At 67.0% G+C, this 23,890-nt stretch carries 22 protein-coding genes and 1 riboswitch; of the genes, 10 read left to right on the top strand and 12 right to left on the bottom strand.

Translation table 11 applies throughout. From position 1 onward, the window contains the following. Positions 1-79: 79 nt before the first annotated feature. Together FAZ98_RS29320 and FAZ98_RS29315 are read left to right on the top strand one after the other, a co-directional pair. Positions 80-1,423: an MFS transporter gene (locus tag FAZ98_RS29320; protein ID WP_158956884.1), complete on the top strand. Its 1,344-nt coding sequence runs from the start codon at positions 80-82 to the stop codon at positions 1,421-1,423. Between the two features lie 158 nt (positions 1,424-1,581). After that, complete coding sequence (locus FAZ98_RS29315; protein WP_158956882.1) at positions 1,582-1,980, top strand: lysozyme inhibitor LprI family protein; 399 nt, start codon at positions 1,582-1,584, stop codon at positions 1,978-1,980. 10 nt (positions 1,981-1,990) lie between these two features. On the opposite strand, the gene FAZ98_RS29310 is transcribed toward FAZ98_RS29315, so the two are convergent. The 7 genes from FAZ98_RS29310 to FAZ98_RS29280 all read right to left on the bottom strand — a co-directional run bounded on the left by FAZ98_RS29310 (position 1,991) and on the right by FAZ98_RS29280 (position 9,686). Beyond that, positions 1,991-3,136: a nickel/cobalt transporter gene (locus FAZ98_RS29310; protein ID WP_158956880.1), complete on the bottom strand. Its 1,146-nt coding sequence runs from the start codon at positions 3,134-3,136 to the stop codon at positions 1,991-1,993. Next, on the bottom strand, positions 3,130-3,732 hold the full coding sequence (locus FAZ98_RS29305; RefSeq protein WP_158956879.1) for a DUF1007 family protein: 603 nt from the start codon (positions 3,730-3,732) through the stop codon (positions 3,130-3,132). Before FAZ98_RS29305 ends, FAZ98_RS29310 begins: the two co-directional genes overlap by 7 nt. Positions 3,733-3,896: 164 nt before the next feature. Then, positions 3,897-5,225 carry a 2-hydroxycarboxylate transporter family protein gene (locus FAZ98_RS29300; protein ID WP_158956876.1) on the bottom strand — a complete coding sequence of 443 codons (1,329 nt, stop codon included), beginning with the start codon at positions 5,223-5,225 and terminating at the stop codon, positions 3,897-3,899. Between the two features lie 14 nt (positions 5,226-5,239). After that, entirely contained in the window at positions 5,240-6,607 is a 1,368-nt protein-coding gene (locus FAZ98_RS29295; protein WP_158956874.1) for a short-chain fatty acid transporter, read from the bottom strand. A gap of 44 nt (positions 6,608-6,651) precedes the next feature. Further along, on the bottom strand, positions 6,652-7,473 hold the full coding sequence (locus FAZ98_RS29290; protein ID WP_158956872.1) for an amidohydrolase family protein: 822 nt from the start codon (positions 7,471-7,473) through the stop codon (positions 6,652-6,654). 41 nt (positions 7,474-7,514) lie between these two features. After that, positions 7,515-8,705: a CaiB/BaiF CoA transferase family protein gene (locus FAZ98_RS29285; protein WP_158956870.1), complete on the bottom strand. Its 1,191-nt coding sequence runs from the start codon at positions 8,703-8,705 to the stop codon at positions 7,515-7,517. 87 nt (positions 8,706-8,792) lie between these two features. Then, on the bottom strand, positions 8,793-9,686 hold the full coding sequence (locus FAZ98_RS29280) for an HpcH/HpaI aldolase/citrate lyase family protein (protein WP_158956868.1): 894 nt from the start codon (positions 9,684-9,686) through the stop codon (positions 8,793-8,795). Between the two features lie 99 nt (positions 9,687-9,785). Here FAZ98_RS29280 and FAZ98_RS29275 point away from each other — a divergent pair, with 99 nt between their 5' ends. After that, entirely contained in the window at positions 9,786-10,679 is an 894-nt protein-coding gene (locus FAZ98_RS29275; RefSeq protein ID WP_158956866.1) for a LysR family transcriptional regulator, read from the top strand. Positions 10,680-10,856: 177 nt separating this feature from the next. Here FAZ98_RS29275 and FAZ98_RS29270 read toward each other — a convergent pair whose 3' ends face one another. Beyond that, positions 10,857-11,777, bottom strand: a complete 921-nt coding sequence (locus FAZ98_RS29270) for a LysR family transcriptional regulator (RefSeq protein ID WP_158956864.1) — start codon at positions 11,775-11,777, stop codon at positions 10,857-10,859. Positions 11,778-11,941: 164 nt separating this feature from the next. Here FAZ98_RS29270 and FAZ98_RS29265 point away from each other — a divergent pair, with 164 nt between their 5' ends. Then, positions 11,942-13,813 (top strand): acyl-CoA dehydrogenase, encoded by a 1,872-nt coding sequence (locus FAZ98_RS29265; protein WP_158956862.1) that lies wholly within the window; start codon positions 11,942-11,944, stop codon positions 13,811-13,813. A gap of 87 nt (positions 13,814-13,900) precedes the next feature. Here FAZ98_RS29265 and ugpB read toward each other — a convergent pair whose 3' ends face one another. After that, positions 13,901-15,217: a sn-glycerol-3-phosphate ABC transporter substrate-binding protein UgpB gene (gene ugpB, locus FAZ98_RS29260; protein WP_158956860.1), complete on the bottom strand. Its 1,317-nt coding sequence runs from the start codon at positions 15,215-15,217 to the stop codon at positions 13,901-13,903. A 427-nt stretch (positions 15,218-15,644) separates the two neighbouring features. Here ugpB and FAZ98_RS29255 point away from each other — a divergent pair, with 427 nt between their 5' ends. Further along, positions 15,645-16,178: an outer membrane beta-barrel protein gene (locus FAZ98_RS29255; protein ID WP_158956858.1), complete on the top strand. Its 534-nt coding sequence runs from the start codon at positions 15,645-15,647 to the stop codon at positions 16,176-16,178. On the opposite strand, the gene FAZ98_RS29250 is transcribed toward FAZ98_RS29255, so the two are convergent. Both FAZ98_RS29250 and FAZ98_RS35485 read right to left on the bottom strand, forming a co-directional pair. Then, positions 16,171-16,923: a class I SAM-dependent methyltransferase gene (locus FAZ98_RS29250; protein WP_158956856.1), complete on the bottom strand. Its 753-nt coding sequence runs from the start codon at positions 16,921-16,923 to the stop codon at positions 16,171-16,173. The two genes, FAZ98_RS29255 and FAZ98_RS29250, sit on opposite strands and share 8 nt — an antisense overlap. A gap of 113 nt (positions 16,924-17,036) precedes the next feature. Then, complete coding sequence (locus FAZ98_RS35485) at positions 17,037-17,192, bottom strand: hypothetical protein (protein WP_199272481.1); 156 nt, start codon at positions 17,190-17,192, stop codon at positions 17,037-17,039. 445 nt (positions 17,193-17,637) lie between these two features. On the opposite strand from FAZ98_RS35485, the gene FAZ98_RS29245 reads away from it, so the two are divergent. Beyond that, positions 17,638-18,816 carry a porin gene (locus FAZ98_RS29245; protein WP_158956854.1) on the top strand — a complete coding sequence of 393 codons (1,179 nt, stop codon included), beginning with the start codon at positions 17,638-17,640 and terminating at the stop codon, positions 18,814-18,816. A gap of 89 nt (positions 18,817-18,905) precedes the next feature. Next, a riboswitch (yybP-ykoY riboswitch) is annotated at positions 18,906-19,099 on the top strand. 68 nt (positions 19,100-19,167) lie between these two features. Continuing rightward, a complete protein-coding gene (locus FAZ98_RS29240; RefSeq protein WP_158956852.1) occupies positions 19,168-20,172 on the top strand; it encodes a sodium:calcium antiporter in 1,005 nt (334 codons plus the stop codon). A gap of 57 nt (positions 20,173-20,229) precedes the next feature. On the opposite strand, the gene FAZ98_RS29235 is transcribed toward FAZ98_RS29240, so the two are convergent. Next, positions 20,230-21,366 carry an HPP family protein gene (locus FAZ98_RS29235; protein WP_233273004.1) on the bottom strand — a complete coding sequence of 379 codons (1,137 nt, stop codon included), beginning with the start codon at positions 21,364-21,366 and terminating at the stop codon, positions 20,230-20,232. 244 nt (positions 21,367-21,610) lie between these two features. On the opposite strand from FAZ98_RS29235, the gene FAZ98_RS29230 reads away from it, so the two are divergent. Genes FAZ98_RS29230 through FAZ98_RS29220 form a run of 3 tightly spaced genes read left to right on the top strand, consistent with a single transcriptional unit; the run spans position 21,611 to position 23,674 of the window. Beyond that, on the top strand, positions 21,611-21,997 hold the full coding sequence (locus FAZ98_RS29230) for a hypothetical protein (RefSeq protein ID WP_158956850.1): 387 nt from the start codon (positions 21,611-21,613) through the stop codon (positions 21,995-21,997). Between the two features lie 50 nt (positions 21,998-22,047). Further along, positions 22,048-22,977, top strand: a complete 930-nt coding sequence (locus tag FAZ98_RS29225) for a LysR family transcriptional regulator (protein WP_158956848.1) — start codon at positions 22,048-22,050, stop codon at positions 22,975-22,977. Between the two features lie 22 nt (positions 22,978-22,999). After that, complete coding sequence (locus FAZ98_RS29220) at positions 23,000-23,674, top strand: response regulator transcription factor (RefSeq protein ID WP_158956846.1); 675 nt, start codon at positions 23,000-23,002, stop codon at positions 23,672-23,674. Positions 23,675-23,890 lie beyond the last annotated feature (216 nt).

Raw genomic sequence — 23,890 nt, 5'->3', positions numbered from 1 at the left:
ACACCGGCGCGCTTTCTGATTATTTCGCCATGCTAAACAAGACCGCACGCGCCACGGCGCGCAGCGGCAGGAGACAATCATGCCCCCCACCCAGACTCCGCTCCATCCCGACGCGCCCGCCGCGCTCGAACGCCGCGTCATTCGCAAGGTCTCGCGGCGCATCACGCCGTTCATCATCGTGCTGTATTTCCTGAGCTTTCTGAACCGCACCAACGTGGGGTTCGCCGGTCTCACGATGAATCACGACATCGGCCTGACCCAGGCGATGTTCGGCTTCGGCGCGGGGATCTTTTTCGTCGGCTATATCGTGGCCGGCATGCCCTCGAATCTCGCGCTGCAACGCGTGGGCGCGCGCCGCTGGATCGCGCTCCTGATGCTCACGTGGGGCCTGCTCTCTTCGGCAACGGCGTTCGCCACCGGCCCCGCGAGCTTTTACACGCTGCGCTTCCTGCTGGGGCTCGCCGAAGCGGGCTTCTTCCCCGGCATGATTCTTTACCTGAGCTTCTGGTTTCCCGCGCGCCACCGCGCGCTCGTCACCGCGATGTTCATGACGGCCGCGCCGCTCTCGAACATGATTGGCTCGCCCATTTCGGGTGCGCTCATGAACCTCGAAGGCGTCGCGCAATTGCACGGCTGGCAGTGGCTCTTTCTCGTGGAAGGCGCACCGACGGTCCTGCTCGGCGTGGTCGCGCTGTTCTTCCTGACCGATCGCCCCGAACAGGCGCGCTGGCTCGCCGCCGAGGAACGCGCGTGGCTCAGCGGCGAAATGCAGCGCGAGCGCGACGCGCGCGTCACCCAGGGTCGCTCGCGCGTGTGGGAAGCGTTCAAGGACCGGCGCGTCCTGCTGCTCGCGCTCGTCTACGCGGGCACGTCCACGGGCCTCTACGCCATCGGCATCTGGGCGCCGCTCATCATTCACCGCTTCGGTTTTGGCTACTTCGAACTCGGGCTCGTGAACGCGGTGCCGAACCTGTTCGCGGTCATCACGATGGTGGCGTGGGCGCGCCATTCGGACCGCACCGGCGAGCGTCGCCTGCACGTGGCCGTCGCGTGTCTCGCCGCGGGTATCGGCATGCTGATGGCGGGCTATGCGACGCACGCGGTCGTGCTGATCCTCGGGCTCTCGATCGCCAACTTCGGTATCAACGCGGCCAAGCCGCCGCTGTGGAGCCTGCCCACGCAGTTCCTCTCGGGTTCGGCCGCGGCGGCGGGCATCGCGCTCATCAACGCGATGGGCAGTTTGATCGGCGGCACCCTGGGGCCGATGGTGATCGGCAAGCTGCGCGACCTGAGCGGCGACTATTCGCTCGGCCTGTATTTCGTCAGCGCGACGCTGCTGCTTTCGGCGGTGTTATCGGCGATGTTCGGGGCGGCAAAGAAGGCGCCGATGCGTGAAGGCAGCGGCAGCGCGGCTTCGCGCTAGCGACGTGCGGCGCGAGGGAGGCAGGTCGGGCCGCGTAGGTCGGGCCATCCGCTTCGGGCCGCCCAGGTCGGGCCGCCCCGGTTCAACCCGTGCGGGTACACCGTCTGCTGCACCGGACTCTCCCGCGATCCCTTCGCCCATTTCCGGAGTGTTGTCCCATGCGTTTCCCCCTCGTTTCGGCCGCGGCGCTCGCGTTCCTGAGCGCGCCGGCCTGGTCCGCGCAATCCGATTGCATGACGACCGCCACCACCCAGCAGGCCATGAACGCCTGCGCGGGTCAGAAGCTCAAGGCATCGGATCAGCAGTTGAACACCACGTACAACGCCCTGCTCGCCAAAACCAGCAAGCCGGGCGGCGAGCAATTGCGCAAGGCGCAGCGCGCGTGGGTCGCGTGGCGCGACGCGCAATGCCAGTTCGACACCCTGGGCACGCGCCAGGGCAGCGTGAATCCGATGGTCTACACGCTATGCGTCAACGACCTGACGCAGCAGCAAACGAAGCATCTCGCCGCGCAGCTGCATTGCGAGGAAGGCGATCTCTCGTGCGGCGGGCAATGACGCGCACCGTTCAAGTCAGCGCGGGCTGCACGTAGCCGGTAAGGATCAGCGTGGTTTGAACGGCGCCGAACAGCACGATGGCGAGCGCGCCCACGATGGCCACGGCGCGCTGGGTCGCCTGAAGCCGGGCGCGCAGGCGGATGCCGCGCCCCATGACGAAGCGGTTCACGCCCATCGCGCCGAGTCCGAACAGCGAGACCGTCACGGCCACGCCCGCCGCAATCGCGAAGGTCGCCGCGATGCCCACCCACGGCGCGTGCGCGGCCACCGCCGCCACCAGCACGAAAATCGACCCCACGCACGGCCGGATGCCCGAAGCGAAACCGGTTGCCAGGATCTGCGCCACCACGGCGAATTTCGACTGCCGGGCCGTGAACGTGCCGCGCGCTGCGCGCGTGTGAACCCGCAGTTTCGCGCCGAGATACGCGGGTTGTTCGGGCGCCGCATCGCGTTCTTCGGGCACGAGCTTGAGCGTACGCGGATCGACGCAGCAGTCGCGCCGCGTGAACGTGGTGTAGAGCGTGAAGAGGCCGGCCGCGCAGAGCAGCAGATAGCTGACGACGTCCAGCGAAGCCGCGTTGGACAGCACGTTCGTCATGCCCGCCCGCGCGAACCACGCCGCCGCGAACACGAGCACAATCGCGCTCATCGCCTGCACGGCGGCGCTCCAGCCCGCGAGACCGATGGCCTGCGCCACACGCGTCGTGCGCGAGCCGAGATACGTGCCGGCCACGAGCTTGCCGTGCCCCGGCCCGACCGCATGCAGCACGCCATAGGCAAACGCCACGGCGATCAGCGTGAGCCACGTTGCGGGCGCCGGATCGCGATGCAATTGCTGCGCGGCATCCGCGATACGCGCGTTGAGGCGGCCTTGCCAGATGAGCGCGGTCGCGAGCCAGCCACGCGCGAATTCCGGCAGGAGCATCGCGCGATGCGGGGCGGGTGCGGCAACGGATTCGGGCGCGGAACCGGAACCGGAATCGGCCGCCGACGCGCCCGCGTCGTCCCGCGCGGCGGCGGCGGAGGCCGCGTGCAGGGGCTGGCCGAACACGTCGACGGCAGGCGCCGCGTGCGCGGGCAACGCAACCGTTGCAGCGAGCACGGTCACGCATAGCGCGAGTACGGCCCAAAGCGAAACGCGCACGAAGCTCAGCATGACAGGGCCATGGCTTGCGGCACGTAGAGGCCGTCGAAGATGGGATGCGCGTGATCCTGAAACGGCTTCACCGTGCACGTGGGCGCGGCGTGACCGTCCAGGGTCACGGCGTTCGCGCCGTCGGGTTCGTAGTCGACGAAAAACGACTCGTCCCAGATGCCGAGCGAAACGTTATGGCCGCGCACGTTGAGCGGCTTTTTCAGCGGCAACGTGAAGGTGTAGACGAGCTTGCCGTGGTCGATGACCACGCGAAAGCCCGTGGGCGCGCCGAGCGGTTGCGTCCGGCCATCGACGAAAAGCTGGCTGAAATAATGCGCGCCCGCCAGCGAATCGAAAGCCTGCTCGCGGAAGATCGCGGTCTGCTTCGCATCGAGCGGGCCGTTGTCGGGCAAGGTGTCGATGCCCACCAGTTGAACCGGGAAGCCTTCGGCGAAGCGCCAGCTTTCGGCGATGGCGGTGATCGTCGTGCCCTGCATCTGCACGCGCGCGGCGTAGCGGATCCAGACGTGCGGATGCGCGGCGGCCAGCGACGGGACGATCCATACGGCGGCGCCCGCGAGGCGCTTGAGCCATCGGGACAAGGAAAGATTGCGCATGGCTTGCGGTGGGGATTCCAGCAACGTTGAGGCTGGGTATCTTACCGTCCGAACGATGCGTCGTGCTTTGGGGCGATGCGCGGCGAGGCGTGGCGATGATGGACGAGATGCGCGCCGCCGCCTCGGTGAGCTTTCATCGCGCCTTCATCGCAGCGCTCGCCCCCTCACCGCAACCACGCGAACGCCGCGAGCGCGACCATCACCGTAATGGCCCCGCCAATACGCGTGGCGATCTGCGCGAACGGCATCAACTCCATGCGGTTCGCGGCGGTGAGAATGGCCACGTCGCCGGTGCCGCCCAGGCCGCTGTGCGTGGCGTTGACGATGGCCGCCTCCACCGGGTACATGCCCGTGTAGCGCGCCACCAGAAAGCCCGTGCCAACGAGCGTGAGCACCGTCGAGACCGCCGTGACGATGTTGACCCAGTGAAACGCCGTGACGATCTCGCCCCACGGCGTCATGGCGACGCTGATCGCGAACATGAGCGGATACGTCACCGCCGTCGAGAAAAAGCCGTACATGAAACGCGCGCCGCCTCGCACGCGCGGCGAGACGATCTGGAAGAACTGCGCCGCCACCACCATCACGAGCATCACCACGGGCGCGGGCCAGTCGAAGTATTGATGGCTCAGCACGCCCAGCAGGTACAGCGCGATGGCCGTCGCGCCCGCCGAAGCCACCGAACTCACGTCGAACTCGAACGACTGCGGCTGTGTGCCGGTCACGCCGTCGTCTTCGGCCACCGTGAGACGGCCGTTGCCCGTGAGATGCGGGCGGCGCGCGCCCAGATAGCTCAGCAGCCCCGCGCAGCAGATCGCCGCGATGTTGCCGAGCATCACCGCCGAGAGCACCTGCGCGAACAGCGGCCCCTGCTCCACGCCGAGAATCTGCGCGTACCCGGCCGAGAGCGGCAACGCGCCCTCGCCCACGCCGCCGGCCATGATCGGCACCACCACCATGAAGAGCGCGTGCTTCACGTCGAGGCCGAGGAGCGTGCCGACCGCCGTGCCCACGCACGCGGCCGCGAGCGAACCGGCCGCGACCGGCACGAAAATGCGCAGGAAGCCTTTGACGAGCGTCTGCCGGTCCATGCTCAGCACGCTGCCCACGATGATCGCCGCAATGAACAGGTACAGAAAGTTCGATTGCTTCGTGAACGTGGTAACGGCCTTCGTGATGGGCTCCGGCATCAGCTTGTAATAGACCAGCATCGACGGAATGAAGGCCGCGAAAATCGAGGTCGCGCCAATATGCCGGATCCACGGAATGCGCTTCGCGAGTTCGGCGCACGTGAAACCGCCCACGGCCACGAGCGCGATGCCCGTGGGCAGGTCGGCGGCGAGCTTGCCGTGCGCCGTCATCAGCGCGAGCACGGCGATCAACAGCGCATACACGGGCAGCGGCAGCGCGCCCACCCGCAGGTCGAAAATGCGCCACCAGCGTTCTTTCAGACCCTGGGGCGCGGTCTCGGCGCGATGCGTCGCGGTATCCATCGAATTGTCTCCCTTCATACAAAGATCAGCAGCGCCGCGCCGTACACGACGAAGCCCACGGCGAACGTCATGACCGTGAAGCCCAGCACCCGCTGCACGCCCACGCCCGCCATCGCCACCACGGGCGCGGCCCAGAACGGCTGCATCATGTTCGACACCTGCTCGCCCATGGCCACCGCCATCGTCGTGGCGGGCACGGAGGCGTGCAGCGCGACCGCCGCGGGCACCACGAACGGGCCTTGCACGGCCCAGTGACCGCCGCCGCTCGGAATGAAGAACGTGACGATCAGCGAACACACGTAGCTCCAGAACGGCAGCGTGTGCGCATTCGAAATGGCGATGAAGAAGTGCGAGATCACGTCGGGCAAGCCGGTCGCGTCCATCATGCCCATGATGCCGCCGTAGAGCGGGTACTGCAGCATCATCGAGCCGGTTTGTTTCGCGGCGTTCTTGATCGCGTCCGCGTAGGCGAGCGGATAGCCGTGCAGGATCACGCCCGCGATGAACATCACGAAGATCACGGCATTCACGCCCGAAAACGCGATGTGCTGGAACTGCGTCAGCACGATCAGGCCGATCCCCACCGCGCCGATAAACGCGCTGCCGATCCACGAATGCTCGACCTTGCGCGCGAAACTCAGCTTGCCCTCGGGCTTCTTGCGGATGGCTTCGTCGGGATGCTTGTCGGTGTCGAGCGGCACGGCCTCGGCATCGCTCGGGCGCAGCCACGCGAGCACGAACGGCATCGCCACGAGCATCACGAGCGTCGGCACGAGATTGAAGCGCGTGAACACGGTGTCGCCAAACGGCAGCACGGCGCCCGTGAGCTTTTGCACGACGTTCATCGAACTGCCGGGCGTGGATTGCGCGAGCGCGATGGAACTCGAAATGCCGCTCGCCCACACGACCCAGCCCGAGAAGCCGGCCGCCACGATCCACGCGAAGTCCACCCGCATGCGCTTCGCCACTTCCCGCGCGAGCAACGCCGCCACCACGAGGCCCATGCCCCAGTTGAAGAACGACGTGGCCGCGACCAGCACGAAAGTGAGCGCGCCGGCCTGCGCGGGCGTGCGCGCGACGGACACCAGCGCCTTGAACACGCGCTGCACGGGCGGCGCATGCGCGAACGCGTGCCCGGTGACGAGCACGAGCGTGATCTGGAACGCGAACGTGAAGATGTCGAAGAAGCCCTTGTACCAGCCGGTGATCATCTTCGGCACCGTGGCGTGCGGCGCGAAGATCGCGGACAGCGCGGCGACCACGGCGGTGATCAGGATCGCGAGCACGAACGGATCGGGAATGGTGCGTTCGAATACGCGGATGGTGGCTTCGGTGAAGCTCGTTTTACGCGCGGGCGCGGGCGGCGCGGCGGTGGGTTTCATGCGTGTCTCCAAGGCTATTTTTACTGGATGTTCTTAACGGCGTTTTAGATCGCGAAGCCGTACAGCTCGGCGGGATTCGCGACCAGAATCCGGTCGCGCGTGGCGTCGTCGGGCGCCCAATCGGCCAGCAGATCGAGCAGCATGACGTCGTCGGGTTGGTGCGTTTCCGTCACGTGCGGCCAGTCGCTGCCCCAGACGAGCCGCTCGGGCACCGCGTCGACCCAGGCGCGCGCCATGGGCGTGATGTCGGCGTAACGGGCCGCGAGTCCGGCTGCGGAATCGAGGTACGGGCCCGAGAGCTTGATCCACGCGCGCCCGGCTTCGGCCAGCTCGCGCACGATGCCGAACGCCGCGTGATGCGTGCCCGTCTGCAGCGGCAGGCGCGCGCGATGATCGAACACCATCGCGCAGGGCAGACGCGCCAGCAGCGCGCGATGCTCGACCACCTGCTCGGCGGTCCAGTGCAATTGCACATGCCAGCCGAGTTCGGCGATGCGGTGCGCGAGCGGTTCGACCATCTCGAAGCTCACCGCCGCGTGCTTCGCCGTGTAGAGCGTGAAGCGAATGCCGCGAATGCCGCCCTCGTTCAACGCGTCGAGTTCGGTGTCGCTCACGTCGGGATGCAGCACCGCCACGCCGCGCGCATGGTCGATACCGAGCTGGCGAATGGCATCCACGGTCACGGCATTGTCGGTGCCATAAATGCGCGGCGTGACGATCACGGCGCGCTGCGTGCCCATGCGCGCCTGCACCTCGCGATACGCGGCCACATCGGCATGATCGACGAAGCCCGCCGCGCCGCCCTGGCCCGGTTGCGAGCCGGGAAACGCGCGGTCATAGATATGGATATGGGAATCGCACTGCATCGCGAGGAGTCTCCGTGTTGGTTGGGCTGGCGAGCGGTCGATCAGAGCACGGCGCGTTTCGCGCGCAACGCTTCGATCTCGTCCTCGCGCAAACCTGCCTCGCGCAGCAGCGCGACGCTGTGTTCGCCGAACGCAGGCGCGGCGAACGGCTCGGGCAGCGGCGTGCCGCTGAAGCGCACGGGATGCTTGAAGCCGCGATACGCGCCCACGCCCGGATAGTCGAAGTGCGCGACCATGTCTTCCGCGAGCACCTGCGGATCGTCGAACATGTCTTCCACGCTGCGCGCGGCGGCGCACGGTACGACGTCGCCGAACACCGCTTCCCATTCGAGCGCGGAACGCTGCGCCAGCGCCGCGCGCAACTGCGGCACGATCTCGTCGCGATGCGTGGCGCGCTTGCGCACGGTGTCGTAACGTTCGTCGGCGGCGAGCGCGGTGAGACCCGTCAGTTCGCACAGCGCGTTCCAGAAATGCGGCGTGTTCGCGGAAAGATACAGGTAGCCTTCACGCGTGGGATGAATGCCCGTGATGCCGCCCGAGCGCATGTCGCGGCCCACGTCCTTCGGTTCGCTGTCGGCCCAGATCATGCGCGCCGACTGCATCGTCAACGCGCTGCGCAACAGCGAAACGCCGAGATACTGTCCCTCGCCGCTCTTCTCGCGCGCGAACAGCGCCGACGACACGCCCGACGCCACCAGCGCCGCCGCGTAGTAATCGACCACGGAACCGTACAGCACTTCGGGCGGCCCTTCGGCGGGACCTTGCAGCGTGCACATGCCCGTCATGGTCTGCAGCACCTGGTCGTAACCGGCCTTGTCCTTGTTGGGACCGTTGTCGCCGTAGCCCGTCACGGCGCAGTAGATCAAACGCGGATTGATCGCGCGCAGTTGTTCGTAGGCGATGCCGAGGCGCGCGGGCACGCTCGGGCGGAAGTTGTGCACGAGCACGTCCGCCTGCTTGACGAGATCGAGCAGCACGTCGAGCGCCTCGCGCTGCTTGAGGTCGAGCACGAGCCCGCGCTTGCCGCGGTTCACGCCGAGAAATGCGCGGCTTTCGGCTTCGAGCGTGGACGGATATTTACGCAGATTGTCGCCCGTGGGCGGCTCGATCTTGATGACTTCGGCGCCCTGGTCGGCGAGCAGCGTGCAGCCGTACGGACCGGCGATATACGCGCTCAGGTCGAGCACGCGCACGCCGGAAAGCGGGCCGCCGCGTTGCGAAATGGGTTCCATGAATACTTCTCCGTTGATACCTTAGGGCACGTTCCCCCCATCGACAATTTCGTTCCAGGGGCTGGCCGTTATGAATGGGAACCGGCCTTAAATCCCGAGCGATGCGCGTTGTTCGTGCGAGAGCAGGTCGAACCGCGCGGCTTCGTTCACGAGCGAGCGCGCGCGTTCGACGAAGGGCGGATCGATCATGCGGCCGTCGACGACATAGGCGCCCACGCCGTTCGCGTCCGCCTCGCGCGCCGCGATCACCACGCGCACGGCATGCGCGATGTCGTCGTCGGACGGCCGGAACACCTCGTTCGCGATCGCGATCTGGCTCGGATGAATGCAGCTTTTGCCGATGAAACCGAACGCGCGCGACATCTGCGCTTCGGCGCGAAATCCTTCGGCATCCTTGATATTGGCGAACGCGGTGTCGTAGGCGAACACGCCTGCTTCGCCGGCCGCGACGCGCAGCGCGAACATCGCCTGATGGATCGCCGCCGTCTCGCGACGCGCGATCCCGAGCGGCTCGAACAGATCGCCGAGACCCAGTTGCAAACCGGCGACGCGCGGATGCGCGCCCGCCAGCTCGGCCGCGAGACGCAGCGCACGCGGCGACTCGACGTTGAGCAGCAAGCCGATCGGCGTGGTCACGCCGTTGGCGCGTTCGGCCGCTTCGAGCGCGGCGGCGGCGGCGCGCACGTCGTCGGGATGTTCCGGCTTCGGCAGATTCACGAGCTTCACGCCGGTGCGGGCGACCGCTTCGATATCGGCGGCGAAATGCGGCGTGTCCAGCGCGTTGACGCGCACGATCAGCGTCTTGCCGGTGGCGCGCGCCTCGGCCGTTTCGAGCAGCGTGCGCAGGTCCGCGCGCGCCTGCGGCTTGCGCTCGGGCGCGACGGCGTCTTCGAGGTCGAAGGAAAGCGCGTCGGCGGCGCTGGCGAGCGCCTTGGCGAACAGTTCCGGGCGCGATGCCGGCACGAACAGCTTGCTTCTCATGTGTCTCCCGAACTTCTTCGAAATTTCGCCCAGTGTAGGAGCGTCCACGTTTTAGATAAACTACCTGCGTCTATCTTCAAACAATAGGAAAACCATCTTGTGGAGACGGCATTTCTCGCCAATCTGCTCTTGATCGTCGACACCGGGTCGATGGCGGAGGCCGCGCGGCGCGTGGGCGTGACGCCGGCGGCCATTGCCCAGCAGATGTCGGCGCTGGAGCGCGAACTCGGCGTGACGCTGCTGGTGCGGGCCGGCCGCACGGTCACGCCCACGGAGGCCGGGCATCGCATCATCGAGCGGGCGCGCGGTCTGGTCGCCGATTTCGCCGAGCTGAAAGCGCATGCGCTCGAAGGCGAGGCGGCGGGTGAACTGCGCATCGGCACGATCACCACGGCGCTCCTGAGCCTGTTGCCCGACGTGCTCGCGAACTTCGCGCGCGGCTTTCCGCGCGCGAAGGTGCTGATCCGCGCGGGCACCTCGATGGAGCTGTACGACTCGCTGCATCGCGGCGATCTCGACGTCGCCATTTGCCTGCACCCGGCGTTCGCGCTGCCGAAGGCGTACGACTGGCATCTGCTGCGCGAGGAGCCGCTCGTCGTGCTCGCGCCGCAGCGTCTCGCCGGCGAAGACCCGCACGAGCTGCTGCGGCGCGAGCCGTTTATTCGCTACGACCGCTCGCTCGGCGGCGGCAAGCAGGCGGACCAGTACCTGCGCGCGGCGCGCATCGTGCCGCGCGAGCTGTTCGAGCTGAACGCGTTGATGCCGATCGCGATGATGGTGGATCGCGGCCTGGGCGTTTCGCTGGTGCCGGATATCGTGTCGCCCATGACGGCGGCACTCTCGATCGCGCGCATTGCGTTGCCGATGCCGATCGAGCCGCGCCGCTTCGGCATGGTGTGGCAGCGGGCGTCACCGCGCTCGCGGCTGATTCAGGGGCTGTTGCAATGCGCCGATGAAGCCGTGCAGGCGAGCGTGGCGCGCAACGGGCGGTGAGGCTTGCCGGTGGGTTCTCGCTTGCGGCGGCGCTCGTGTGGAGCGATGGCGGTCGTGCGTCGCTACGGCGTTTTTCGGCGATGTCGCGCGGCACGCGACGGTGGATCGGCGTGAGGTCCAGGCACGGCGCGGCGAAGCGTTACCTGAAGCCACGCGTTACCTGAAACCCAGCGCCGATCAAACTCCGCCCTTCCCCAGCCGCACCGCCTCCAGCCGCGCGCGCAACCTGGGCGCGGCGAAATCGAGAAATGCGCGCAGCTTGAGCGGCAGCGGCGCCTGCCCCGCATGCACGAGGCTCACGGGCCACGCGGGCGGCTCGAAGTCTTCCAGCACGAGCGCGAGCTTGCCCTCGCGCACGGCGGCCGCCACCTGATACGACAGCACGCGCGTGAGGCCGATGCCGAGCAACGCGGCGTCGATGGCCGCCTCGGGCGTGTTGAGCAACAGCCGCGAGCGCAGCGGCGGCGAGATCGTTTCCTTGCCCACGCGAAAGGTCCACGCGCGCGCCGACGAAAAACCGTTCGACGCGATGCACGCATGCGCCGCGAGATCGTCGGGATGCGCGGGCGTGCCGTGCTGCGCGAGATACGCCGGGCTCGCGCACACCACGCGGCGCATCGTGCCCACGCGCGTCGCCACCAGCGCGCTATCGGGCAGTTCGCCGATGCGCACCGCCGCATCGACATGGTCTTCGAGCAGATTCACGACGCTGTCCGCCAGCATGAGCCGCACGCCGATCTCGGGAAACTGCGCGAGAAATTCCGCGACCACGGGCAGCACGTGCAGCCGCCCGAACACGACCGGCGCCGTGATCGCCAGTTCGCCGCGCGGCGCGCGGTACTCGCCGGTGGCCGCGCGCTCGGCCTCGCCCACTTCGTCGAGGATGCGGCGGCACGCGGCCACATACGACTCGCCCGCTTCGGTCAACGTGAGCTGGCGCGTGCTGCGCGTGAGCAGCCGCGTCTTGAGGTGCGACTCGAGGTCGTTGACCTTGCGGCTCACCGTGGCGAGCGGCATGCCCAGACGCCGCGCCGCCGCCGAGAGGCTGCCCGCGTCCACCACGGCGATCAACACATGCATGGCGTCGAGCCGGTCCATCGCGTTCTCGCTTTCTGGAAGGATGAACGCCGATCATGACCGATTCTTGCCAGAATCGGAAGCGCGGTGGGACAGCACGCCGCTCGCGCAAACACCCATCGCACGATCGTTCTATTTCGGGCTACGATCGTGCCTTCCCTTCGAAGCCGAGAGACCATCCCGCCATGTCGCTGATCCTTTCCCGCCGCGATCTCAACTTCCTGCTCTACGAATGGCTCGACGTGACGGCGCTCACGCGCATTGCGCGTTACGCCGACCACAGCCGCGAGACCTTCGACGCCGCGCTCGACACCTGCGAGCGCATGGCCACCGACCTGTTCGCGCCGCACAACAAGAAGAGCGACCAGCACGAGCCGCAGGTCGACGGCGAAACGGTCACGCTCATCCCCGAGGTCGAAACGGCGCTGAAGGCGTTCTGCGAGGCGGGCCTGATGGCGGCCGGCCAGGACTACGAATATGGCGGCATGCAGTTGCCGCTGGTGGTCGAAAAGGCCGGCTTCGCGTGGTTCACGGGCGCCAACGTGGGCACGAGCGCGTATCCGTTTCTCACCATCGGCAATGCGAACTTGCTGCTCACGCACGGCAGCGCCGCGCAGATCGACGCCTTCGTGCGGCCCGAACTCGAAGGCCGCTTTTTCGGCACGATGTGTCTTTCGGAGCCGCAGGCGGGTTCGTCGCTCGCCGACGTGGCCACGCGCGCCGACTTCGAATGCGACTCGCCGCTCGGCGCGCAATACCGGCTGCGCGGCAACAAGATGTGGATTTCGGGCGGCGATCACGAACTCGCCGAGAACATCGTGCATCTCGTGCTCGCCAAGATTCCCGGCCCCGACGGCAAACTGATCCCGGGCGTGAAGGGGCTCTCGCTGTTCATCGTGCCGAAGTTTCTCGTCGACGAAAACGGCGCGCGCGGCGAGCGCAACGACGTCGTGCTCGCGGGCCTCAATCACAAGCTCGGTTATCGCGGCACGACCAACTGCCTGCTCAACTTCGGCGAAGGCACGCGGCACACGCCGCTCGGGCGCGCAGGCGCCGTGGGATATCGGGTGGGCGAGGCGCATCGCGGGCTCGCCTACATGTTCCACATGATGAACGAGGCGCGCATCGGCGTGGGTCTCGGCGCGACTCTCCTCGGTTACACGGGCTATCTGCACGCGCTCGATTACGCGCGCAACCGGCCGCAGGGGCGCCCGATCACCGCGAGCAGCAAGGACGCGGCGGCGCCGCAAGTGAAGCTCGTGGAGCATGCCGACGTGCGGCGCATGCTGCTCGCGCAAAAGAGCTACGTGGAAGGCGCGCTCGCGCTGAACCTGTGGTGCGCGAAGCTCATCGACGAAACCCGTGCCACTGACGACGAACGCGAGCGCGCGCCGCTCGCGCTGCTGCTCGATCTGCTCACGCCCATCGCCAAGAGCTGGCCGTCGCAATGGTGTCTCGCCGCCAACGATCTCGCGATCCAGGTGCACGGCGGCTACGGCTACACGCGCGAGTACAACGTCGAACAATTCTGGCGCGACAACCGGCTCAATCCGATCCACGAGGGCACGCACGGCATTCAGGCGCTCGATCTGCTGGGCCGCAAGGTCGTGATCCAGGACGGTGCCGCGCTCGCGCTATTGGCAAAGCGGGTGCAGGCGAGCGTCGAACGCGCGCAGTCCGGCACGGCCGCTGCGGGCGGCACGGCACTGGCGAATCACGCGCACGCGCTCGGCGCGGCGCTCGCGCGCCTGATCGACGTCACGAAGCAGGTGTGGGCGGCGGGCGACCCGGCCGTGACGCTCGCGAACGCCTCGGTGTACCTCGAAGCGTTCGGGCACGTGGTGCTCGCGTGGATCTGGCTCGAACAGGCGCTGGTGGCGAGCGTGGCGCTTGCGGAACCCACCAGCGCGCAAAGCGACGATGCTGGTTTTTATCGCGGCAAGCTCGCCGCCTGCGCGTACTTCTTCGCGTGGGAATTGCCGAAGACATCGGCGCAATTCGACTTGCTGGCGTCGCTCGACCGCACGACGCTCGACATGCAGGACGCGTGGTTCTAATCAGCAAAAACGCCGCGCCGCCTTCCTCGGGCAGCGCGGCGTTCGATCGCCGCGACGTGTTTCGCCGGCGAGCGGCGTTCGTGTTGCTTACTGCGCCTGCTGCTCGAAGCGGCGCAGCAACGCGTTGCCGCGCGAGTTCGCCGAATCGAGCGCCTGTTGCGGCGTCTTGCTGCCCGTCCACACCTGTTCGAGTTCCTCGTCGACGATGGTGCGGATCTGCGGCATGTTGCCGAGGCGCAGGCCTTTGGTCCACGCAAGCGGCGGCTTGTTGAGCATCTGCTTCGTGGCCGTGTCGGCGCCCGGATGCGAGGCGTAGAAGCCCTGCTTCTGCGTGAGTTCGTAGGCGGCCTTCGTCACCGGCAGATAGCCCGTGTCCTGATGCCACTTCGCCGCCACGGCGGGCGTGTTCAGATACGCGAGAAACTTCGCCACGCCCTTGTAGACTTCCGGGCTCTTGCCGCCCAGCACCCACAAGCTCGCCCCGCCGATGATGGCGTTCTGCGGCGCGCCCTTCACGCTCGGATCGTACGGCATCATGCCGGTGCCGAACTTGAACTTCGCGTACTGCTGCACGTTCGCGAGCGCACCCGAGGACCCCATCATGATGCCGCAGTCGCCGCTATAGAACTTGGCCGTGGCTTCGTCCTTGCGGCCCACGTAGGTGAAGGTGCCGTCTTTCGCCATCTTCTGCAGGAAGGCGATATGCGCGACCTGCAGCGGCTTGTTGATTTCGAGCTGGGCGTCGAGGCCGTCGAAGCCGTTGTTGCGCGTGGCGATGGGCGCGCCGTGCCAGGCGCTGTAGTTCTCGATCTGGATCCAGCCCTGCCAGCCGGTCGTGAAACCGCAGGTCAGGCCCGCGGCCTTGAGCTTCGCGGCGTCGGCGGCGACTTCGGGCCAGGTTTTCGGCGGCTGGTCGGGATTGAGGCCCGCCTTCTGGAACGCGTCGCGGTTGTAGTAGAGCACCGGCGTCGAGCTGTTGAACGGCATGGAGACGAGGTGGCCGGTTTTGGCGTCGCTGTAATAGCTGGCGATGGTCGGCACGAACGCCTTCTCGTCGAGCGGCACGCCCGCTTTCTGCATCACGTCGTACACGGGCAGCACGGCCTTCTTCGCGTTCATCATGGTCGCGGTGCCCACTTCGTAGACCTGCAGGATCGCCGGCGCGTCGCCGCTGCGATACGCCGCGATACCGGCGGCGAGCGTCTGATCGTAAGTGCCCTTGAACACGGGCACGATCTTGTACTCGCTCTGCGAGGCGTTGAACTGCTTCGCGATGTCGTTCACGCGCTCGCCCAGTTCGGACTCCATCGCGTGCCAGAACTGGATCTCGGTGGCCGCGTGCGCGGCCTGCGCGCCGCCCGCCATCGCCAGCGCGGCCACGGCCATGCGCAGTCCGGTCCGCATGCGTGAGCGCGCGCCTGCGCGTTGTATCTCGTGCTTTTTCATCTGCGTCTTTCCTGTGGATTCCTGTTATCGGGTTCAGGACTTCGGTGTACTTCGATGAGGCTTCGAGCTTGCCGTGAGGCGTGGGCCGCTGGTCGCGCGCCGCTGGTCGCGCACCGCTTGCCGCGCGCCGCTGGCCGCGCGCCGCTGGCCAACGGCCCGGGAAGGGTAGCACAGCCGTGCGGAGGTCCCGTGATGGGCAAGGTTGACGGCGCAACGGACGGCCCGGCGCGCCACACGCGTTATCGGCGGGAAAAAAGTTTTAAGTGGCGGACCCCACAGACGCGAAATGGTAACCATCGCACGATAGCGTCGCCCCCGTGACAGCAACAGGTTGCGGACGCAACGTTCAGGGGGTGTCCTTCACTTAACCTTCTGAAAACCGATCATGAGATTACTGCGTTCGTTTCTGGTGGCTGGCGTGATGGCCGCTTCCGCCGTATCGGCATCCTCCGCTTTCGCGCAAAGCGCGGCTGACAAAACCTGGTACGTGGCGCCCACGGTCAGCCTCACGATCAACGACAGCGCGCGCACGCGCAGCGAAGGCGTGGCGGGCGGCGGTGCCGTGGGCAAGATCCTGAGCGATCACTGGAACGTGGAACTCGCGGGGCAGTACGCCGCTTTCGGCGACAAGGACAACCAGGCCAGCATCACGCTGGACGGTCTGTACTTCATCAAACGCAACAAGACGTTTTCCCCGTTCATCACCGCGGGCGTGGGCGGCGTGCACGAGGGGCCGCTGCCGGTCGAAGGCCGCAACCGGGACCTGCTGCTGCGTGGCGGCGTGGGCTTCACGACGAGCGTGAGTTCGAACATCGATTTCCGCATGGACGCGCGCTACCAATGGCATGGCAGCACGGGCGGGGCGCCCAATCTCGGCGACGTGTTCGTTTCCGCCGGCTTGAATATCTACTTCAAGTAACGCCGCCGGGAACGTCGCGAAGGCATGGCGGCCGCGCTCGCGCGACGAAGATCACCGAGGCCGGTTTGCCGCTGCGCGGGTCGAGCGGCTCGCGCATCTCGCGCAAGGCGAGTTCGCTCGCCTCGATCAAGGCCAGCCAACTCGCGAGCGTGCGGAAATACCACGGCGGCGCGTCGCGAAACGCGGGGCTGAAACCGGCCCACGACCCTTCGCGCCAGCCATCGGCATAAGGCAGGTCGCCGCACGCCACGAGCGGATGCAGCGTTTGCACGACGAGCGTGCCGTGCGGCGCGAGCAGCGCGGGCATGGCCCGCAGCAGGCCGTCCACGCTCGCCTTGCCGATCAGCGAAAAATTGCAGACGACGACGTCGGCGCGCAGATCGAGCGCGTCTTGCGCGATGGCTTCGTAGGCGAGCACGCGGCAGTCGGCGAGACCCGCCGCGCGCGCGGCGGCGACGAGTTCCGGCACGGCGTCCACGCCCGTGACCGCCATGCCGTGGCGAGCGAGCGCGAGCGCCAGCCAGCCTTCGCCGCAACCGAGATCGAGCACGCGTTTTTGCCCGCGCGTTGGTCCGAGTTCGGGCGTGCGTTCGGACAGACACTCGAGGACGGCATCGAGCACGGCGGCGTCGGTGACGAGCTTGCGGCTCGCGATCTCGCCGCCGCGTACGGCCGCGATCCACGGCGTGGCGTTGCGCTGCCATGCCGCGAGAACGGTGGCGTCGGTGAGCGTGTCGCGGGTCATGGCGGTCCTTGCGTGCGGGCGGCGTGGTCGAAACCAGCGCGATCGAAACCGGTGTGATCGATAATCACGCGTATTATGCGCGCGCCGCCCGCCCCGCAAACGCCGGTATGCGCTTACGAACCGAAGAACGGCACGCAGTAGTCGGGCGGTCCGACGCAGTCGCCGGGACCGTTGGGTTGCGGATGCAGGTTCGCACAGCCGGACACGGCGGCCACCGCCGCGAGGCACAACGCCGCGCGCAGCAAGCGGGAAAGAAGGCGTAATTTCATGAGAGAGACATGGGATAAGTTTCGGCCGCGTTGACTGTGACGTCGCGACGTGCGGCACCCGGCGGCGCGACTGACACGATGCACGCCCAAAGCGTGCGATCGACCGTGGCCAGCATAGAGACGCGTGCCGCACCGAAAGCCCACAGCAGCATGAAAAATCTTTTAAACACGGTTTAACCGGTGTTAACTTAGTCATCCAGATTAAAAAAACGGCCATGCAAGATGGCGCGAAAAAACAACGGCGTGACGGGGCGATACGTCTGAAGTGCCTGTATTCAAGGCTTCATCGCGCGCGTGCGTTTTCTGAAACTCAGTCTTTCCGCTTTTCGAATTTGTCGGTGCAGGGCGTTACGGATAATCGCCGCAGATTTTTGCCGCATGCGTTCTTTCGCACGACATCGGCTGAATCTCTCACGACAAACTCAAACGGATTCCACGATTCGCCATGAAGAAAACCGCTCTCGCCACCGCCGCGTTCGCCGCGCTGTCCACCTTCGCTTCGCTCGCCCACGCACAAAGCAGCGTCACGCTGTACGGCGCGCTCGACACGTCCGTCGCTTTCTTCGGCAATCAGCACGGCGCGAACGGCTCGGGCAATACGGTGCAGATGATGGCCGGCAATCTCTCGCCCAACCTGTGGGGCCTGCGCGGCAAGGAAGATCTCGGCAACGGGCTCGCGGCTGTGTTCAAGATCGAAAGCGGCTTCAATGTCGACAACGGCAAGTCGAATCAGGGCGGCCGCCTGTTCGGCCGTACCGCAATGGTCGGCCTGGATTCGAAAACGGGCGGCACGGTCACGCTCGGCCGCCAGTACGATCCGCTCATCGACCTGATCCAGCCGCTCACCAACGACGGCGCGTTCGGCTCCGCGTTCGCCACGCCGGGCGACATGGACAACTACGACAACAGCTATCGCACCAGCAACTCCATCAAGTACACGAGCCCCGACTTCGCGGGGCTGCAGGTCAGCGCGATGTACGCGTTCGGCGGCCAGGCGGGCAGCACGGGCGCGGGCCAGACGTGGGCCGTCGCGGCCGCGTACAACCATGGTCCGTTCGGCTTCGGCGCGGGCTACTTCAAGGCCAACAGCAACAGCGGCACGGCGGCCTCGTTCGACGGCCTCTCGCCCAACAGCGACGTGGACGCCGACTCGCAGGCCATCACGGGCGGCTTCGTCAACGCGAACTCGCTGCAGATCATCCGCGCGGCCGGCGACTACACCTACGGCCCGGTCACGGCCGGCCTCGCGTACAGCAACGTCGAATACGCGAACTACCAGAGCGCGGCCGGCGCGAACCGCAACACGAAGTTCAACACGGGCCAGCTGTTCGTCAACTACCAGGTCACGCCCGAGGCGCTCGTCGGCCTGGGCTACGACTACACCAAGGGCAGCGGCAACGGCGTGAATGCGAGCTACAACCAGTTCAGCCTGGGCGGCGACTACTTCCTCTCGAAGCGCACCGACATCTACGCGCTCGCGGGCTACCAGAAGGCGTCGGGCCGCACCATCGACGCGGACACGGGCGCGCTCGTGAACGCCAACGCCTCGTTCGCCGACTTCGGCAACGACGCTTCCACCAACAAGCAGGCCATGGCGATGGTGGGCGTGCGCCACAAGTTCTAAGCGGTACCGGTCCGCTGCGGAGGCCCGCGGCGGACGAACAACGGCGGACACGTTTTCACGCGATCGCCATGTCGTTTGCGCTATAATCGCCCCCTGTCTTAGGGGAGTAGTCTGCTTCGCCAACCCCGGCGGAGCGCCGTCGTCAACATAATTGGTGCCTCGCGCACCATGGCGCCGGCAGCCGTTGCAGCTTTCGCGGCCTGACGAGACCTTTGACGTTTTCCCTTTTTTGCCGAGCCGGGCGAAGGGAAGCGTCATTGGTTTCGCAGCCCGGCTCGCATACAAGAACGGCACAATAATGACAAGCCTCACCCCACAACTTTCCCGCTGTCGCGCCACGGAGCGTTCGTCATGATCTGGACGTTCGCCCTGCTCATTGCCGCCGCCGGCATCATCTATCTGTCGTGCGAGACCTTCGTGAACAGCGTGGAGTGGCTCGGCCACAAGCTCAAGGTCACGCAAACCGCCACCGGCACGATCCTCGCCGCGTTCGGCACGGCGCTGCCCGAAAGCGTGGTCACGCTCGTGGCCGTGGCGTTCGGCGACACGCCCGCGCACAAGGAGATCGGCGTGGGCGCGGCCATTGGCGGCCCGCTCGCGTTGAGCACGATCGCCTACGCGGTCGTGGGCGTCGCGCTGCTCGCCACGGCGAAGCGCGCGGGCCGCGAACGCGCGGGGGTCGTCGACGTCGATACGCGCCGCTTGCGCCGCGACCAGCTCTGGTTCCTCGCGATCTTCGTGGCCAAGATCGCGCTCGGCCTCGTGGTGTTCAGCTTCAAGCCGATACTCGGCATCGCCTTCCTCGCCGCTTACGGCTTCTATTGCTGGAAGGAATTGTCCGACAACGGCGGTGGCCATGACGAAGCCGAAGGCGACCTGGAACCGCTCAAGCTGCGTCCGCGCGACGAGAACCCCGCACTGTTCTGGATCCTGCTGCAAACGCTCGGCGCGCTCGCGGTGATCTTCTTCGCCTCGCATCTGTTCGTGGAGCAGATCGGCGCGGTGGGCCCGTGGCTCGGCCTGAGCCCGCAGCTCACGGCGCTGCTGTTCAGCCCGATCGCCACCGAACTGCCCGAGATCATGAACGCGATCATCTGGGTGCGGCAGGGCAAGGAGCGTCTCGCGCTCGCCAATATCAGCGGCGCGATGATGATCCAGGCGACCATTCCCACGGCGTTCGGCATGTTCTTTACGCCGTGGCATCTGGGCGCGCCGTCGATCCTCGCCGCCGTCACGACGATGGCCGCGATCCTGTTCCTGCAATGGGCGTTCAGCGCGCCGCGCGTGCAGAGCCGTCAGCTCACGCACGTGGGCTGGCTCTACGCGGTGTTCGCGGTGCTGCTGTTCGTGGTGTGAAGGCGGCGTGGCGCGAACCGGGCGAGATCGGCCCGGTCGCGCGACGGCATCACCGCATCAAGCGGGCTGCGCGGCGCCCGCCTGCCGATGCAGCCAGCGGATCATGTCCGAATGCCGCACCACGCCGATCAGGCGGCGCGCGTCGTCCATCACGGGCACGTCGTGCCATGCGTGCTCCGTGAACATCGGCACGAGTTGCGCGAGCGGCGTCGCGCGATGCACCGCGTGCACGCCCGCGGCCATCACCGCCGCCACCGTGTCCTTCGCCTCGCCCCGCGCCCCTGTTTCCCCCGTTTTCTCCGCACGCGCGCCCGACTTCAAAAGCGCGCGCCGCCATCTTGCCCATGCCGCAAGCGGCGCCATCTCGCCGAGCGCGTGCTGCGTGACCATGCCCACGACGCGATCCATCGCATCGACCACGGGCAGCGCCGTCGCGCCGTGGCGGCGGAACATCTCGCGCGCTGCGTGCGTGCCCATGGTCGCGGGCACGGCCGCGCATGGCGTCGACATGATCTCTTCGCAGGTGAGTTGTTCGAACGAGGCGATGGGTTTGTCGACGGGTTCGAGCGCGGGCAGCGCGAACGATGATGTCGATGGCACAGCGGATATCGATGCGTTGGCCGCTTCCGCCGCGGGCCGGAACGCCGCGCGCGGATAGCGATGCCCCGTGAGCGCATGAAACGCGAGCGCCGCGCTCACCAGCGCGAGCGATTGAAACGCGATCGGCGCGAGTACGAAGTGAAAGCCCAACGCGTGCACGGCCGGTCCGCCGAGCACGGCCGTGAGCGCCACCGCGCCCGAAGGCGGATGCACGCAGCGGCACAGGAACATTGCGCAGATCGCCAGCGCGACCGCGGCCGACGCCGCCATCACCGTGGAGTCGATCCAGCGCGCGCAAGCCACGCCCACGAGCGCCGCAACGAGGTTGCCGCCGATGATCGACCACGGTTGCGCGAGCGGGCTCTCCGACACGCCGAACAGCAACACGGCCGAGGCGCCCATCGGGGCGACGAGCAGCGGGATGTCGCCGGCCGCACCGAACGCCGCGTGCGTGGCGAGCCCCGTGAACGCGATACCGAACAACGCGCCCGCGCAGCGCCGCAAGCGCTCGCGCCACGGCGGCGCGGCGGGATGGGGCGCGGCCGGCTGCGGCAGGAAACTCGTCAGCCATTCGATGATCGCGGTGCGGGACATGATCGCGGCGGCGGCCTGCGTCGAAGTATCGAAGATGGGTGCCAGCGTAGCGGCGCGCGCGAAAAATCGATAATTGCGATTTCTATCCGTATATATAGTTCATCGTGTATGCATGTTTTTTCGCGGTGCATGCGTGCACGATCTTCCTAAATTAGTTTTCATTTATAGTGCGCCGCAACTTCAGCCATCGGCTTGGCACGCGCGCCGATAATGCCTCCAGTTTCCGCACTGCGAGGTACGCAACATGCAAAAGCCGATGTCGCTCGAACTCGTCAACGAGTATGGTCAGCACGCGGTCTGCGTGAACGTGAACGGGCAAGCCGCGCTGCTCGACGCCACCGAGGTCGACGGTCTTATCGAAGAACTCAGCAAGCTGCGCGCGGGCATGCGGCCCGCCGTGGCCGATCATCCGCAGCGCGCGCATCAATATCTGCTCGAAATCGATCCCTGCTGGTACACGGAGCGCAATCCGCTGTTCGACGGCGCGGTCTTTTTCTTCCGCCACACCGGCCTCGGCTGGACCGGTTTCGCCATTCCCACCGAGAGCATGCAGCGGCTCAAGGAAGCGCTCAGCGAGCACGAAGCCGCCGCCGCGCGCGCTCCGGCGCTCGCGCACGCCCTGCCCAACTAAGCCGCGCCAGCCCGGCGCCATCACGCGACATTTCAGCGGAACCGCACACCATGAACCAGCTCCAGGCCATGCGCGTCTTCACGCGCGTCGTCGATCTGAACAGCTTTCGACTCGCGGGCAAGCAGCTCGGCATGTCGGCGGCCGCCGTCACGCGCAGCGTGGGCATGCTCGAAGCGCACCTGAACATGCGCCTGCTCAATCGCTCCACGCGCAGCCTCTCGCTCACCGAGGCGGGCCGCCTCTATCTCGACGGCTGCCGCGCCGTGATCGACAAGCTCGACGAAGTCGAGTCGGATCTCGTGCGCGCGACCCGCGACCCGAGCGGCGTGCTGCGCATCGCGGCGCCCAACGTGTTCGCGAGCGCCGGCTTGCCCGCGGTGCTCACCGCGTACCGGCAGATGAACCCGCGCGTGGAATTCGACGTGACCGCGTACGACACGCACATCGACCTGATCGAAGGCGGCTTCGACGTGTGCTTCGCCACCGACCGCCAGGCCGTGAACGCCTCGCTCGTGAGCCGCAAGCTCGCCTCGCTCAAAGAGATGCTCGTGGCGACGCCCGCGTGGCTCGCGCGGCGCGGCACGCCGTGCACGCCCGACGAGCTTGCGGAGCACGATCTGCTCGCGGTCTCCGACGCGCCGCGCGCGTGGGAATTCACCAACGCCGAGGGCGTGCAGCGCATCAACGTGAACGGCCCGATGACGGCCAACAGCTACGCCACGGTGCGCGCCGCCGCGCTCGCCGACATGGGCGTCGCGCGTCTGCCGCTGCCGCTCGTGGCCGACGATCTCGCGCGCGGCGCGCTGCTGCCCGTGCTCAACGCGTTCGACGTGAACGGCGGCATGCAGCACCTCTCGATCGTGTATTCGGGCCGCAATTACCTCACCATGAAGATCCGCAGCTTCATCGACTTTTCCGTCGAGCACTTCCGCTCGGGCGCGACGCAGCACGCGCCGGTCGCCCTGCGCGCCGTTGCCTGATGCGCCGCACGACAGACGGTTTATGCCGCGCATCCTGACCATCGAACCCGACGCCATCACCGAGCGCAGCGTCGTACCCCGGCTCGCCGCCACGGGCTTCGAGGTGGACGTCGCGCGCTCGGGCCGCGAGGGCATGGCGCTCGCCATGGCCGGCGACTACGACGCCGTCGCGCTCGAGCGGCGCCTGCCCGACCTCGACGGCCTCACCATCGTCACCACCATGCGCGGCGTGGGCATCGAAACGCCCGTGATCGTCATGAGTTCGACGGCGGGCGTGGAAGAGCGCATCGAAGGCCTGCGCGCGGGCTGCGACGATTACCTCACGCGGCCCTTTTCCATCGACGAAATGCAGGCGCGCGTGGAAGCCCTGGTGCGCCGCCGCGTGCGGCCCACCTCGCTGCAAACGCAGTTGCGCGTGGGGCCGCTCGAACTCGATCTCGTCAAACGCCGCCTCACCTGCCGCGGCAAACCGCTCACGCTGCGCCCGACCGAAATGCGCGTGCTCGAATTCATGATGCGCCATGCGGGCGAAGTGCTCACGCGCACGATGATCTTCGAAGGCGTGTGGGGTGGCCGCTTCGATCCCGGCACCAATCTCGTGGACGTGCACGTGGGTCGCGTGCGCCATCGCGTCGACGCACCCGGCGAGCCTTCGCTCATTCGCACCATCCGCGGCTCGGGTTATCTGCTCGGTTGACGGTTTCGCCGCGGCAACATCATGGCAACCTCGCGGCAACATCACGGCAACATCACGCCGATTGATTCGATATCCGAATCGATGCCGAGATTAACCAGATAGTTAAAATTTTCTTCATTTATCTGGCTGCCGGTTGTTAGGGCCCGCTCGACACAATAGCGCCGCCGGTTCATGCGATTTCGCACCCGCCGGCGCCGATGTTCTGACCGGAGCCCC

It is taken from the genome of Paraburkholderia acidisoli, assembly GCF_009789675.1.
GTDB lineage: Bacteria > Pseudomonadota > Gammaproteobacteria > Burkholderiales > Burkholderiaceae > Paraburkholderia > Paraburkholderia acidisoli.
Note: the sequence above shows the minus strand (reverse complement) of the source record. Positions and strands in the feature narration are given on the sequence as shown.

Bases quoted from the DNA above. Each gene is read 5' to 3' on its own strand.
- FAZ98_RS29320 (WP_158956884.1), top strand. From the start codon at position 80: ATGCCCCCCACCCAGACTCCGCTCCATCCCGACGCGCCCGCCGCGCTC.
- FAZ98_RS29315 (WP_158956882.1), top strand. From the start codon at position 1,582: ATGCGTTTCCCCCTCGTTTCGGCCGCGGCGCTCGCGTTCCTGAGCGCG.
- FAZ98_RS29310 (WP_158956880.1), bottom strand. From the start codon at position 3,136: ATGCTGAGCTTCGTGCGCGTTTCGCTTTGGGCCGTACTCGCGCTATGC.
- FAZ98_RS29305 (WP_158956879.1), bottom strand. From the start codon at position 3,732: ATGCGCAATCTTTCCTTGTCCCGATGGCTCAAGCGCCTCGCGGGCGCC.
- FAZ98_RS29300 (WP_158956876.1), bottom strand. From the start codon at position 5,225: ATGGATACCGCGACGCATCGCGCCGAGACCGCGCCCCAGGGTCTGAAA.
- FAZ98_RS29295 (WP_158956874.1), bottom strand. From the start codon at position 6,607: ATGAAACCCACCGCCGCGCCGCCCGCGCCCGCGCGTAAAACGAGCTTC.
- FAZ98_RS29290 (WP_158956872.1), bottom strand. From the start codon at position 7,473: ATGCAGTGCGATTCCCATATCCATATCTATGACCGCGCGTTTCCCGGC.
- FAZ98_RS29285 (WP_158956870.1), bottom strand. From the start codon at position 8,705: ATGGAACCCATTTCGCAACGCGGCGGCCCGCTTTCCGGCGTGCGCGTG.
- FAZ98_RS29280 (WP_158956868.1), bottom strand. From the start codon at position 9,686: ATGAGAAGCAAGCTGTTCGTGCCGGCATCGCGCCCGGAACTGTTCGCC.
- FAZ98_RS29270 (WP_158956864.1), bottom strand. From the start codon at position 11,777: ATGGACCGGCTCGACGCCATGCATGTGTTGATCGCCGTGGTGGACGCG.
- FAZ98_RS29265 (WP_158956862.1), top strand. From the start codon at position 11,942: ATGTCGCTGATCCTTTCCCGCCGCGATCTCAACTTCCTGCTCTACGAA.
- ugpB (WP_158956860.1), bottom strand. From the start codon at position 15,217: ATGCGGACCGGACTGCGCATGGCCGTGGCCGCGCTGGCGATGGCGGGC.
- FAZ98_RS29255 (WP_158956858.1), top strand. From the start codon at position 15,645: ATGAGATTACTGCGTTCGTTTCTGGTGGCTGGCGTGATGGCCGCTTCC.
- FAZ98_RS29250 (WP_158956856.1), bottom strand. From the start codon at position 16,923: ATGACCCGCGACACGCTCACCGACGCCACCGTTCTCGCGGCATGGCAG.
- FAZ98_RS35485 (WP_199272481.1), bottom strand. From the start codon at position 17,192: ATGAAATTACGCCTTCTTTCCCGCTTGCTGCGCGCGGCGTTGTGCCTC.
- FAZ98_RS29245 (WP_158956854.1), top strand. From the start codon at position 17,638: ATGAAGAAAACCGCTCTCGCCACCGCCGCGTTCGCCGCGCTGTCCACC.
- FAZ98_RS29240 (WP_158956852.1), top strand. From the start codon at position 19,168: ATGATCTGGACGTTCGCCCTGCTCATTGCCGCCGCCGGCATCATCTAT.
- FAZ98_RS29235 (WP_233273004.1), bottom strand. From the start codon at position 21,366: ATGTCCCGCACCGCGATCATCGAATGGCTGACGAGTTTCCTGCCGCAG.
- FAZ98_RS29230 (WP_158956850.1), top strand. From the start codon at position 21,611: ATGCAAAAGCCGATGTCGCTCGAACTCGTCAACGAGTATGGTCAGCAC.
- FAZ98_RS29225 (WP_158956848.1), top strand. From the start codon at position 22,048: ATGAACCAGCTCCAGGCCATGCGCGTCTTCACGCGCGTCGTCGATCTG.
- FAZ98_RS29220 (WP_158956846.1), top strand. From the start codon at position 23,000: ATGCCGCGCATCCTGACCATCGAACCCGACGCCATCACCGAGCGCAGC.